Source organism: Streptomyces sp. Tu 2975, from assembly GCF_009832925.1.
Classification (GTDB): Bacteria; Actinomycetota; Actinomycetes; order Streptomycetales; family Streptomycetaceae; genus Streptomyces.
Map to the genome: position 1 here is coordinate 2,888,247 of NZ_CP047140.1, position 12,686 is coordinate 2,900,932.

Annotated in this window: 11 protein-coding genes and 1 pseudogene; 6 read left to right on the top strand and 6 right to left on the bottom strand. The window is 70.6% G+C overall.

What is annotated here, in order from left to right; genetic code table 11:
• Positions 1 to 47: 47 nt before the first annotated feature.
• Positions 48 to 1,079, bottom strand: a complete 1,032-nt coding sequence (locus GLX30_RS12470; protein ID WP_159687404.1) for a family 2 encapsulin nanocompartment cargo protein polyprenyl transferase — start codon at positions 1,077 to 1,079, stop codon at positions 48 to 50.
• Positions 1,080 to 1,176: 97 nt separating this feature from the next.
• On the bottom strand, positions 1,177 to 2,595 hold the full coding sequence (locus GLX30_RS12475) for a family 2B encapsulin nanocompartment shell protein (protein ID WP_159687407.1): 1,419 nt from the start codon (positions 2,593 to 2,595) through the stop codon (positions 1,177 to 1,179).
• A 148-nt stretch (positions 2,596 to 2,743) separates the two neighbouring features.
• Between GLX30_RS12475 and GLX30_RS12480 the strand changes: the two genes are divergently transcribed.
• On the top strand, positions 2,744 to 3,676 hold the full coding sequence (locus GLX30_RS12480) for a pyridoxal-phosphate dependent enzyme (RefSeq protein ID WP_159687411.1): 933 nt from the start codon (positions 2,744 to 2,746) through the stop codon (positions 3,674 to 3,676).
• A 4-nt stretch (positions 3,677 to 3,680) separates the two neighbouring features.
• Here the strand turns inward: GLX30_RS12480 and GLX30_RS12485 are convergent, their stop codons facing one another.
• Entirely contained in the window at positions 3,681 to 5,279 is a 1,599-nt protein-coding gene (locus GLX30_RS12485) for a Na+/H+ antiporter (protein WP_159687414.1), read from the bottom strand.
• 44 nt (positions 5,280 to 5,323) lie between these two features.
• Between GLX30_RS12485 and GLX30_RS12490 the strand changes: the two genes are divergently transcribed.
• From GLX30_RS12490 to GLX30_RS12500, 3 genes are all read left to right on the top strand, one after another.
• Positions 5,324 to 5,584, top strand: a complete 261-nt coding sequence (locus GLX30_RS12490) for a UBP-type zinc finger domain-containing protein (RefSeq protein WP_159687418.1) — start codon at positions 5,324 to 5,326, stop codon at positions 5,582 to 5,584.
• Positions 5,585 to 5,828: 244 nt separating this feature from the next.
• Positions 5,829 to 6,242, top strand: a complete 414-nt coding sequence (locus tag GLX30_RS12495) for a hypothetical protein (protein WP_005312080.1) — start codon at positions 5,829 to 5,831, stop codon at positions 6,240 to 6,242.
• A gap of 23 nt (positions 6,243 to 6,265) precedes the next feature.
• Entirely contained in the window at positions 6,266 to 7,180 is a 915-nt protein-coding gene (locus GLX30_RS12500; protein WP_159694999.1) for an RNA polymerase sigma factor SigF, read from the top strand.
• 206 nt (positions 7,181 to 7,386) lie between these two features.
• Here the strand turns inward: GLX30_RS12500 and GLX30_RS12505 are convergent, their stop codons facing one another.
• Complete coding sequence (locus tag GLX30_RS12505; protein ID WP_159687423.1) at positions 7,387 to 7,803, bottom strand: hypothetical protein; 417 nt, start codon at positions 7,801 to 7,803, stop codon at positions 7,387 to 7,389.
• Positions 7,804 to 7,980: 177 nt separating this feature from the next.
• Here GLX30_RS12505 and GLX30_RS12510 point away from each other — a divergent pair, with 177 nt between their 5' ends.
• Together GLX30_RS12510 and GLX30_RS12515 are read left to right on the top strand one after the other, a co-directional pair.
• Complete coding sequence (locus tag GLX30_RS12510; protein WP_159687427.1) at positions 7,981 to 8,949, top strand: diacylglycerol kinase family protein; 969 nt, start codon at positions 7,981 to 7,983, stop codon at positions 8,947 to 8,949.
• A gap of 318 nt (positions 8,950 to 9,267) precedes the next feature.
• The gene (locus GLX30_RS12515; RefSeq protein ID WP_003953983.1) at positions 9,268 to 9,525 is read left to right on the top strand and encodes a WhiB family transcriptional regulator; all 258 of its coding nucleotides are present in this window, start codon (positions 9,268 to 9,270) and stop codon (positions 9,523 to 9,525) included.
• Between the two features lie 244 nt (positions 9,526 to 9,769).
• Here GLX30_RS12515 and GLX30_RS12520 read toward each other — a convergent pair whose 3' ends face one another.
• Both GLX30_RS12520 and GLX30_RS12525 read right to left on the bottom strand, forming a co-directional pair.
• The gene (locus GLX30_RS12520; protein ID WP_159695000.1) at positions 9,770 to 11,245 is read right to left on the bottom strand and encodes a PAS domain-containing sensor histidine kinase; all 1,476 of its coding nucleotides are present in this window, start codon (positions 11,243 to 11,245) and stop codon (positions 9,770 to 9,772) included.
• A 348-nt stretch (positions 11,246 to 11,593) separates the two neighbouring features.
• Positions 11,594 to 12,663, bottom strand: a pseudogene (locus GLX30_RS12525) (SIS domain-containing protein).
• Positions 12,664 to 12,686 lie beyond the last annotated feature (23 nt).

Sequence of the window (12,686 nt, forward strand, 5' to 3'; positions counted from 1 at the left end):
TCACAGTGCTTCAGCTGCAGTCACGCTCGCCGGCGCTGTTGAGCGGATCAGTGGTTGCGGCGGGTGACGAACTCGGCCAGGGAGAGCAGATCGCCCGCCGCGGCCAGGTCCGGGACGGCTCGGGACAGCTGACCGACCGCCCGTGACATCCGGTCACCGGCGTGCATCTGGGCCCAGTCCCGCCCACCGGCCCTTTCCACCGCGTCGGCGGCGCGGCGGATCGCCGAGGCGCTCATCGGCCCCCGGTACAACTCGGCAAGCTCGGCCGCCGCCGCGGTGCCGGAGGCCAGCGCGGCGACCACCGGCAGGGACTTCTTGTGCGCCGCGAGATCCGCGCCGGCCGGTTTGCCCGTCTGCTCCGGGTCGCCCCAGATCCCGATGAGGTCGTCGATGAGCTGGAACGCCAGTCCGGCCTCTCTCCCGAAGGCGTCCATCGCCGCGGCCTGCTCCTCGTTCGCGCCCGCGTACAGCGCACCGAGGGCACAGGCGCAGCCGAGCAGGGCCCCGGTCTTGGCTGTCGCCATGGCGAGGCACTCCTCCAGGGTGACCTCGAGCGGCGGACGTTCCTCGAAGGCGCAGTCGGCCTGCTGGCCGGCACACAGCTCGATGACGCAGGCCGCCAGCCGCACCGACGCGGGGACGGACGCCGCGTGCCGGTCCTCCGCCAGCAGCCGCAGCGCGAGCGCCGACATCGCGTCCCCGGCGATGATGGCGTCGGCGGTGCCGAAGACGCTCCACGCCGTGGGCCGGTGCCTGCGCGTCGGGTCCTCGTCGATCACGTCGTCGTGCAGCAGGGTGAAGTTGTGCGCGAGCTCCACCGCGGCGGCCGCCCGCACGGCCTGCCGCGGGTCGCCGCCCAGCGCCCGGCACGCGGCGAGCACCAGCGCCGGCCTGACGGCCTTGCCGGTGGAACCGGCGGCCGGGGTGCCGTCGGACCGCTCCCAGCCGAAGTGGTACATGGCGATCCGGCGCATGGAACCGGGCAGCGACGCGATGGCTGAGCGGAGTTCGGGATCTACCGCACTACGGGTGCGTTCGAGGAGGGCGACGGCCTCTCGGCCGTCGACGGTGTCCGGCATGATCAACTGGCGTTCCTTTCCCGGTGTGGCTGCTCCTCGCGGGCGGGGGCGCGGCGAGCGCACCGCGCCCCCGAAGGTCACGTCGTCCCTGGGCAGGTCACCGCCAACGGCTCACCTCGACGTTCTCCAGGACGCCGAGCGCGTCCGGGACGAGCACGGCCGCCGAGTAGTAGGCCGTGACCAGGTAGGAGATGATCGCCTGCTCGTCGATGCCCATGAAGCGGACCGACAGACTCGGCTCGATCTCGTCCGGGATGCCGCTCTGCTGGAGACCGATGACGCCCTGCTCGTCCTCGCCGGTACGCATGCAGATGATCGACGTCGTCCGGGCCTCGGTGACGGGGATCTTGTTGCACGGGAAGATCGGCACGCCGCGCCAGGCGGGCACATGGTGGCCCGCCACCTCCACGCTGTCGGGCACCAGTCCGTGCCTGTTGCACTCGCGCCCGAAGGCGGCGATGGCTCGCGGATGGGCGAGGAAGAGCTTCGAGCCCCGCCGCCGTGAGAGCAGTTCGTCCATGTCGTCCGGGCTCGGCACACCGTCGTGCGGCTGCAGCCGCTGCCCGTAGTCGCAGTTGTTCAGGAGGCCGAACTCACGGTTGTTGATGAGCTCGTGCTCCTGCCGCTCGCGCAGCGCCTCCACGGTCAGCCGCAACTGCTGTTCCGTCTGGTTCATCGGCTGGTTGTAGAGGTCCGCGACGCGACTGTGCACCTTCAGCACCGTCTGGGCGACGCTCAGCTCGTACTCCCGCGGCGCGGCGTCGTAGTCCACGTAGGTGTGCGGCACGACCGCCTCGCCGACGTGGCCGGCCGACAGGTCGATCGCCGCTTCGCCGTACTTGTTGGTGCGCTGGTGGGGCAGCGCCGCCAGACTCGCCAGATGCGAGCGCAGCGATTCCGCCCGGTCCGCCAGGTTGAGCACGTCGTCCCTCGTCAGCACGAGGACCGTGCACGCGGTCGCGGCGCGGGCGGTGTACTGCCAGACCGCTTCCCGGTCCACCAGCGAATGGTCGCCGAAGTACGCGCCGTCGGCGAGGACTTCGACGACCGCCTCGTCCCCGTAGGGGCCCTCCCCCACCTTCTCCACCCTGCCGTGCGCCAGCAGGAAGATCCGGTCCGCCGCCTGGCCGCCGGTCGCCAGCACCTCTCCCGCCGCGAACTCACGCTGCTCGCACCGCTGCGCCAGCTCCGTCAGCGCCGCCTCGTCGTCGAAGTCCCGCAGCGCCGGCAGCTCCCCCAGCTCGGCGGGGATCACGGCCACACGGTTGCCGGTCTGGACGAACGTCACCCGGCCGTCCCCGACCGAGTAGCTGAGGCGGCGGTTCACCCGGTACGTACCGCCCTGCACCTGCACCCACGGCAGCATGCGCAGCAGCCACCGGGAGGTGATCTCCTGCATCTGCGGGACGGACTTGGTGGTGGTCGCGAGATTCCGTGCGGCAGCGGTACCGAGACTCTGTTGGGGTGCCTGGTCGCGAATGCCCTCGCCGACGGAACCAACCGAACCAACCGTCATGAGACTCCCTCTCGATCATGTTCTGACCTGCGCCCTCGAGCCTCTCATCGCGGTGTGTAAGTACGCCATTACACAAATGAGTGTGACTGGAACACCGTTGACCGGGGCAGTAGCCGGACCGGTTCGCACATCCGGCCAGAATGGGTTCATGTCCGAAAGAACCTCGTCCGATCCGGTAGCAGCGCTGCGGCCCTGCCTGCCGTCACCGCTGCAGCCGGTCGAGGACGAGCGCTTCTCCCGGCACGGTGTGCGGCTGCTCCTCAAGCGGGACGATTTGATCCACCCGGACCTGCCGGGCAACAAGTGGCGGAAGCTGGCCCCGAACCTCCGGGCCGCGGCGGGCCGGCCGGTGCTGACCTTCGGCGGGGCGTACTCCAACCATCTGCGTGCCACGGCCGCCGCGGGCCGGCTGCTCGGCTTCCGCACGATCGGCGTCGTCCGCGGTGACGAGCTCGCCGGCCGCCCGCTGAACCCGTCCCTGGCCCGTTGCGCGGCGGACGGCATGCGCCTGCTGTTCGTCGACCGCGCCACCTATCGCGCCAAGGACGACCCGGGGACACTCGCCCGGATCCTCCGGACGGCGGCGACGGACGACGTGTACGTGGTTCCCGAGGGCGGCAGCAACGCAGCGGCCGCGGCCGGCTGCGCCGCACTCGGCCGCGAGCTGCGCGGCCTCGCCGACGTGGTGGCCGTCGCCTGCGGCACCGGCGGCACCCTCGCCGGGCTGGCGGCCGGACTCGGCGACGGCCAGCGGGCCATCGGCTTCCCGGTGGTGAAGGGCGGGTTCCTCGGCGCCGCGGTACGCGCCCTCCAGGAGGAGGCCTTCGGCGGCCCCACCGGCAACTGGTCCCTGGACGAGCGTTCCCACTTCGGCGGGTACGCCCGTACCACTCCTGAACTCGAGGCGTTCGCGGCCGGGTTCGGTGCACGCCACGGGCTTCCCGTGGAGCGCGTCTACGTCGCCAAGCTGCTCAGCGGACTCGTGGAACTCGCCGCGGAAGGGGCCTTCCCGCCCGGCACGACGGTCGCGGCCGTCGTCACCGGACAGGAGGACGGCCGGGGGACCGGCGTCGCCGGGTGACGGCTCAGGCGGTTTCCTCCCGGTAGGCGGCCGCTTCCTCCAGGTCGAGCCTGCGCAGCAGTTTGCGGAGCATCTCGTCGTCGATGACCCGCCGGTTCCTCAGCTCCACGAACACCTCCCGTTCCGCCGCGATCATTTCCCTCGCGAGCCGGCGGTAGGTGTCGTCGGCCGATTCGCCGGTCGTCTCGTCCACCGAACCGAGTCTCTCCCACACCGAGTTCCTGCGGCGCTCCAGCACCGCGCGCAGCCGCTGCTCCAAGGGTTCCGGGAGCCTGTTGTGCTCGTCCGCGAGCAGTTCCTCCAGCCGCCGCTCCGCCGCCGCGGACGCCTGGCTCTGCGCCTGCGCCTCCGCCAGGGTCTCCGCCTGGACGTCGCGGCCGGGGATCTTCAGCGCACGGATCAGCGGCGGCAGCGTCAGTCCCTGCACCACCAGCGTTCCGATCACGGTGGTGAAGGTGAGGAACAGAACCAGGTTGCGGGCCGGGAAATCCGATCCGTCCGACATCGTCAGCGGGATCGAGAAGGCGATCGCGAGCGAGACGACACCGCGCATGCCCGCCCAGCCGACGATCAGCGGCGCCGTCCAGTTGGTGTCCGGCTCGCGTTCCCTGATCCGTCGGGACAGCATGCGCGGCAGGAACGTCGCCGGATAGACCCAGACGAAGCGCACCACCACGACGGCGAGGAAGACCCCTGCCGCGTACCAGAGGGACTCCCCTACGCCGTAGTCGCCCAGTTCCCCCACCACGATCGCCAGTTGCAGCCCGATCAGCGCGAAGACGGTGGACTCCAGGACGAACGCCACCATCTTCCAGACGGCCTCCTCCTGGAGCCGGGTCGCGAAGTCGACCTGGAACGCGTGGTGGCCCAGGTAGAGCGCGACGACGACCACGGCCAGGACCCCTGAGGCGTGGACCTGCTCGGCGGCGGCGTAGGCGATGAACGGGATGAGCAGCGACAGGATGTTCTGCAGCAGCGCGTCCTTCAGGTGCGTGCGCAGCCAGTGGATCGGGACCATCAGCGCCAGACCGACACCGACCCCGCCGACGGAGGCCAGCGCGAACTCCGCCAGCCCTTCGCCCCAGCTGGTGCCGGCTCCGATCGCGGCCGCGAGGGCGACCTTGAAGGCGGTGATCGCGGTGGCGTCGTTCACCAAGGATTCACCTTGGAGGATCGTGGTGATCCGGCTGGGCAGACCGAGCCTGCGCGCGATGGCCGTCGCGGCGACGGCGTCCGGCGGCGCGATCACCGCACCGAGCACCAGGGCCGTCGGCAGGGGCAGATCGGGCACCAGCAGGTAGGCGAGTCCGCCGACCGCCACCGTCGCGAACAGGACATAGCCCACGGACAGCAGCGCGACGGGACGGATGTTGGCCCGCAGGTCGAGGTACGAGCTGTCCAGCGCGGCCAGGTGCAGCAGCGGCGGCAAAACCAGCGGCAGCACGATGTGCGGGTCGAGGTGGAAGTCGGGAACGCCCGGCACGTACGAGGCGGCCAGCCCGGCCGCCACGAGCAGCAGCGGCGCGGGGACCGGTGTCCTCCGGGCCGCTCCGGCCACCGCCGCGCTCACGGCGATCAGCCCGACCAGCGGCAATGCTTCCATCACACCGACCTCACGTCCGTCGTCCCCGTCGTAATCTGGCAATCATGAGCGAGTGCCCCCACGTAGCAGAACTGCCGCGCCCCGAACCGGCGCCGCTGACGGACACGTGTCCGGAATGCCTGGCCGTCGGCAGTCACCCGGTCCAGCTGAGACTCTGCCTGGTCTGTGGACACGTGGGCTGCTGCGACTCCTCGCCGATGCGGCACGCGAGCGGGCACTTCCGCGACACGGGGCACGCGGTGATGCGCAGTTTCGAGCCGGGACAGGTGTGGCGGTGGTGCTTCGTCGACGGTTCGATCGTCTGACGCCTGGGTACGTCAACCATCCGCCGACCCCGCTCAATTGGGCGGCGCAGACCTCTAGCCACTGTGCGTACTCATAGGCTTACATTGAGTGACACCCGTCGGCATGGGGGTCCTGGCGACACGGCACCATGGATCGCGATAGCGTCGCCAGGCCAGACCTGGCTGCGTGACCGACCGCGTAACGCACGGCCGCGGGGCCTCTGCCCCCGGCCCGGAAAGAGCTTGTGCCACCTTGGAGGTGAGGGTGTCCCATATTGCAGGCGAGCCCGGGACCCAGGACTTCGTGGAAGTCCGGCTGCCCGCTGCGGGTGCCTACCTGTCCGTACTGCGAACGGCCACCGCCGGCCTCGCAGCGCGCTTGGACTTCACCCTCGACGAGATCGAGGACCTGCGGATCGCGGTGGACGAGGCGTGCGCGATCCTGCTGCAGCAGGCCGTCCCGGGGTCCGTCCTGAGCTGTGTGTTCCGGCTCGTCGACGACTCGCTGGAGGTGACGGTCTCCGCGCCCACGACCGACGGCCGGGCGCCGGAGCGTGACACGTTCGCCTGGACGGTGCTCTCCGCACTGGCCGGCAAGGTCGACTCGTCGGTCGCCGACGACCGCACGGTCGCCATCAGTCTGTACAAGCAGCGCGGCGCGGGACCCGGGCCGGCGTGAGCAGCGGAAACGGGGACGGTTCGATGCGGGAGGACGAGGAGCGAGGCCCGAGGTTGCTGAGCGCGTCCGCCGGCATCCCTGAGCAGCAGGCGCGGCCGCACCCGGTGGTGGACGAACCTGATGGCCGTACGGCCTCGGCAGAGCGGGCGGACCGTATGAGCGAGCACCAGCAGGATCATCACCCTCATGACCGCAGCGGCGCGCGGGCGATGTTCATCGAACTGCGCAAGCTGCCCGACGGGTCGCCCGAGCGGGCCGAGCTGCGCAACCAGCTGGTCCGGATGCATCTGCCGCTGGTCGAACACCTGGCGCGGCGGTTCCGTAACCGCGGCGAGCCACTGGACGACCTCACCCAGGTCGCGACGATCGGCCTGATCAAGTCGGTGGACCGGTTCGACCCGGAGCGCGGTGTCGAGTTCTCGACCTACGCGACCCCGACGGTGGTCGGCGAGATCAAGCGCCACTTCCGCGACAAGGGCTGGGCGGTGCGGGTGCCGCGCCGTCTGCAGGAGCTGCGGCTCTCGCTCACGACCGCGACGGCCGAGCTCTCCCAGCAGCACGGCCGGTCCCCGACCGTGCACGAGCTCGCGGAGCGCCTCGGCATCTCGGAGGAGGAGGTCCTGGAGGGCCTGGAGTCCGCGAACGCGTACTCCACGCTGTCCCTGGACGTCCCCGACACGGACGACGAGTCCCCGGCGGTGGCGGACACGCTGGGCGCCGAGGACGAGGCCTTGGAGGGCGTCGAGTACCGCGAGTCCCTCAAGCCGCTCCTGGAGGGCCTCCCGCCGCGGGAGAAGCGGATCCTGCTGCTGCGTTTCTTCGGGAACATGACCCAGTCCCAGATCGCGCAGGAGGTCGGCATCTCCCAGATGCACGTCTCCCGCCTCCTCGCCCGCACCCTGGCGCAACTCCGCGAACGCCTCCTGGTCGAGGAGTAACACGCGCGGCCCCCGCCCCGCGCCCTGCGGCATGGGGGCGACCACCGGCCGGAGACGAAATCGGACGTGAGGGGGGCGGGGTCGTAGGAGGGAGTGTCCGGAAGTAACAGGGGCGCCCCAACGGCCCGGGGCGACAAACCCCCGGGCCGGGCCACGGGCAAGCGGCCCGTGCCGGGCCACGCCCGGATGCGCCGCCCGCCCCAGGGCTACGCCCGGCTACGGATCCCCAGCGCCTGCGCCGTCGTCGGGTTTACGAGCAGCACCAGGCCCGTCACCACGACCGCCGCCAGCACCACGCCCAGCGGAATCAGCGCGCCGGACGCCCGCAGCAGCGTCCACGCGGGGATCATTCCGATCAGCTGGGTGATGATCGCCGGTCCGCGGCTCCAGCTGCGCTGCCGCAGCAGCCCTCGCGCCGCCGCCAGCGGGATCGCTCCGAGGGCTATCAGCGTCAGGCCGCCCATCTCCGCCTGGGAGGGACTGTCGGGCCGGCCGAGCAGACCCATCACAAGCATGTACACGCCGCCTACGACCAGCGCCAGCCCTTCGGCGGCGCACACCGCTGCCGCGGCGGTCAGTCGGGTGGGGCGGCCGGGGGCGGAGGTCTGGTCGTCACTGCTCACCCATGCAGGGTAGCTGTCACCTGTACAGGGCCGCCGTGGCCCAGAGGCAGAGCCGCCGTCACCCGGCCGTGCCACAAGTCACCACACCCGCCCGCACCCCCGCCTCGCACCAGCCGCAGGGCCCACCCCCGAAACCCGGACTGGGCCAGGTACCCCCCAGTAGGTACCCTGCATCGCATGCGCGCACTTCTCGTGGTCAATCCGGCAGCAACCACCACCAGTGCCCGCACGCGCGACGTACTGATCCACGCACTCGCGAGCGAGATGAAGATCGAGGCGGTCACCACCGAGTACCGCGGCCACGCCCGCGACCTCGGCCGCCGGGCCGCGGAGTCGAACGACATCGACCTGGTCGTCGCTCTCGGCGGCGACGGCACGGTCAACGAAGTGGTCAACGGCCTGCTGCACAACGGCCCCGATCCGGAGGGCCTCCCCCGTCTCGCGGTCGTCCCGGGCGGCTCCACGAACGTCTTCGCCCGCGCTCTCGGTCTGCCGAACGACGCCGTAGAGGCGACCGGCGCGATCCTGGACGCGCTCCGCGACCGGACGGAGCAGACCGTCGGCCTGGGTCTCGCGGCCGGCACGCCCGACACGGAGGACGAGGGCGTCCCGCAGCGCTGGTTCACCTTCTGCGCCGGGTTGGGCTTCGACGCCGGCGTGGTCGGCCGCGTCGAACAGCACCGCGAACGCGGCAAGCGTTCGACGCACGCCCTTTACGTCCGCCAGGTGCTGCGCCAGTTCCTGGACGACCCGCACCGCAGACGCGGCACCATCACCCTGGAGCGGCCCGGCGCGGCCCCGGTGGAGGACCTGGTGCTGTCCATAGTCTGTAACACCTCCCCGTGGACCTACCTGGGCAATCGTCCGGTGTACGCGTCCCCGAAGGCCTCCTTCGACACCGCCCTCGACGTGCTCGGACTGTCCAAGCTGTCGACCCCCGCGGTGGCGCGTTACGGCACTCAGCTGCTGAGGTCGAGCCCGGAGCGCGGGCCGCGTGGAAAGCACGCACTCACACTTCATGACCAGACCGACTTCACCTTGCATTCAAAGGTCCCACTGCCCTTCCAGATGGACGGTGACCACCTGGGGCTGCGCACGAGCGTGACGTTCACAGGCGTTCGCCGTGCACTGCGTGTGATTGTGTGACCGGAAGGACCGAAAGTCCTTTATCTCGAACGTACGGGCTGGGATCCACCCCATAGAAGTACGGCTGTGACCTAGTCGACACCGAGGAATCAAAAAAAACTTTCCGGAAGGGGTTGTATCCGCCGCCGAGGTTTGCGAATCTCTACATGGCGATCGGGACGGCCCGCAACATCGGCCCCACAGACCGCCGGAACCCCTCCACGAATCCAGGACCCAACGCCGGGCTAACTGGCGATCGGCCCTTCCCTTGCGGGGGATTCGTGAAAGCGTTCACATTCACAAGCAACCCACACGTAATACCAAGGAGAGGTAGCAGCCATGGACTGGCGTCACAACGCCGTTTGCCGCGAGGAAGACCCCGAGCTGTTCTTCCCCATCGGCAACACCGGTCCTGCGCTGCTGCAGATCGAGGAAGCCAAGGCCGTCTGCCGTCGCTGCCCCGTCATGGAGCAGTGCCTGCAGTGGGCGCTCGAGTCCGGCCAGGACTCCGGCGTCTGGGGTGGCCTCAGCGAGGACGAGCGCCGTGCGATGAAGCGCCGCGCCGCTCGCAACCGGGCGCGTAACGCCAGCGCCTGACGCCCCCTGCTACCGGCCTCCCGGCGGCGCGTACAGCGAGTACGCACTCACCGCCTTCGAGCCGCAGCGCGCAGTACCCCCGATGCGCATCGCACATGCAGCACGTGAGCTTCGAGCCCCGGACCGTGTCACACGGCCCGGGGCTCTTCGCTGTGCCCGTCGGGCCGCACGCCGTCGGCGCGGCCCCTGGCCGGGCCGGCCGGGCCTGCCGGGCCTGCCCCTGATCAGATTCGAGCGGAGAACCTCAACGCCGGTCCGGCACGGGGATGTCGAGCACGACCCGTGTGCCGCGCCCCGGCGCGGGGACCGGGACCATGTCGAACGTGCCGCCCAACTCCCCCTCGACCAGGGTCCGTACGATCTGCAACCCCAGGTTCCCGGTCCGCTGCGGGTCGAAGCCCTCCGGCAGGCCGCTGCCGTCGTCCTGGACGGTGATCAGCAGCCGGGCGTTCTCCGCCCGCGCGTCACCACGGACGGCCGCGACCTCCACCGATCCCTGCTCCCCTTGCGAGAAGGCGTGTTCCAGGGCGTTCTGCAGCACCTCGGTGAGCACCATGGACAGCGGTGTGGCGATTTCGGCGTCGAGGATGCCGAAGCGTCCGGTGCGCCGGCAGTCGACCTTGCCTGGTGAGATCTCCGCGACCATCGCGATCACGCGGTCGGCGATGTCGTCGAACTCCACACGCTCGTCCAGGTTCTGGGACAGCGTCTCATGCACGATCGCGATCGAACCGACACGCCGCACCGCTTCGTTGAGCGCCTCACGACCGCGCACGGAGTCCATCCGTCGCGCCTGGAGACGCAGCAGCGCGGCCACCGTCTGAAGGTTGTTCTTCACCCGGTGGTGGATCTCCCGGATGGTCGCGTCCTTGGTGATCAACTCCCGCTCGCGGCGGCGCAGTTCGGTCACGTCCCGCAGGAGCACCAGAGAACCGATGCGCACTCCCTTGGGCTTGAGGGGAATGGCCCTCAGCTGGATGACTCCGCCGTTGCCCTCCACCTCGGTCTCGCGCGGCGCGTACCCACTGGCGATCTTGACAAGTGCCTCGTCGACCGGGCCGCGGGAGGGGGCCAGTTCGGCGGTGACCTGCCCCAGGTGCTGGCCGACGAGGTCGGAGGCCAGGCCGAGACGGTGGTACGCGGAAAGTCCGTTCGGGCTGGCGTACTGGACGATGCCGTCCGCGTCGAGCCTGATCAGCCCGTCACCGGCACGCGGCGAGGAGTCCATCTCGACCTGTTCCCCCGGGAACGGGAACGTGCCGGCGGCGATCATCTGCGCCAGGTCGGACGCGGACTGGAGATAGGTGAGCTCCAGCCGTGACGGGGTGCGCACGGTGAGCAGGTTGGTGTTGCGCGCGATGACGCCCAGCACACGGCCCTCGCGGCGTACGGGGATGGACTCGACCCGCACCGGCACTTCCTCGCGCCACTCGGGGTCGCCCTCGCGCACGATCCGCCCCTCGTCCAGAGCGGCGTCCAGCAGCGGGCGCCGGCCGCGGGGCACCAGGTGGCCGACCATGTCGTCCTGGTACGAGGTGGGGCCGGTGTTCGGCCGCATCTGAGCGACGGAGACGTACCGCGTGCCGTCGCGGGTGGGCACCCACAGCACGAGGTCGGCGAAGGAGAGGTCGGAGAGCAGTTGCCACTCCGAGACCAGCAGATGGAGCCACTCGAGGTCTGACTCACTCAGAGCGGTGTGCTGGCGGACGAGTTCGTTCATGGAGGGCACGTCAGCGAGGGTACCCGCGGGCCGCGGCGCCGCGACGGGACCCTCAACCCGTCCGGCACCGCAGCCCGGAGTTGCGCGGCCGAAGGGTGTGCGGTCCCGGTCGGCCGTGGGAGGCCTCGGCGCAGTCAGGGCAGAGAGCGCCGGGGACCTCGTTCCACCCTCCTGTGCGGGGAGGGCGGAGGCTTGTGCAGTATCGATTGTGGACTAGACCATTCGGCTCTGTCCATGCCTGGGGCGCGTTAAGTTCCGCCACCATACTTATACACCGTCGTGGACGACGGGCGGGCCCCTCATCACACCCGCCCGTCGCGATCACGGCCCCCCGCCGCACGGTCCGGCTCAGCGTGTCTCCGTCACCTTCGCCAGCGCTCTCGGCGCGTCGGGGTCCTGCCCGCGGGCGATGGTCACCTCGTACGCGAGCAGTTGCAGCGGAAGGATCTCCAGAATCGGCTGGAGCTCTTCCGGCACGCCCTCCGTGGGCAGTACGAACCCCGCGGACGCGGCCTCGACCTGGGGTGCCGGGCCCACGACGAAGAGGTCCGCCCCGCGGCCGCGCAGCCGGTCGAGCACCGGCCGGAGCGCCTCGCCGCCCTTGCCGTCCGGCACCACCGCGATCACCGGGGAGACGTTGTCGACCATGGCGAGCGGCCCGTGCAGCAGGTCCGCGCCGGAGTACGCCAGCGCGGGGATGTAGCTGGTCTCCATGAGCTTGAGCGCCGCTTCCCTCGCCGTCGGATAGCCGTAGCCCGCGACGTGATGACCATGCGCTCGGCGAAGCGGTAGCGCGAGGCGAGTGCGCGTACCTCGTCCTGCCGGCCGAGGATCTCCCCGGCAAGCTCCGGCAGCCGGCCGGCCGCCGGGGCCTCGTCACCGCGCAGGCCCTCCACCAGCAGGTGGAGGGCCATCAGGGAGGCGGTGTAGGTCTTGGTGGCCGGAAGGGCCTTCTCCGGGCCGGCCATGATGTCGATCGAGAACTCGGAGACCGCGGCCAGCGGCGAGTCCGGGTTGTTGGTCACGGCCAGGGTGACCGCGCCGGCCTCCCGCGCCGCTTTCGTGGACGCCACCAGGTCGGGCGATCCGCCGGACTGGCTGACGGTGATCACGAGGACGTCGGCGAGCGAGGGGCGGGCGCCGTAGGCGGTGGTGGTGGACATGGAGGTGAGTCCGCACGGCAGGCCGAGACGGATCTCGATCAGGTACTTCGCGTACAGGGCGGCGTTGTCGGAGGAGCCGCGGGCGGTCAGCAGGACGAACCGCGGCTTCTTCGCCGCGATCGCCGACGCCACCTGCCGGATCGTCGGCGCACCCTCGTCGAGGATGCGCCGCAGGACCGCCGGCTGCTGTGCCATCTCGCCGGACATGATCCGGCCCGGGTGCTCCTCGTGCTCGGCCGACGTCGTGGCGGACATGCCCGTTGCCTCCAGGTGGCGCT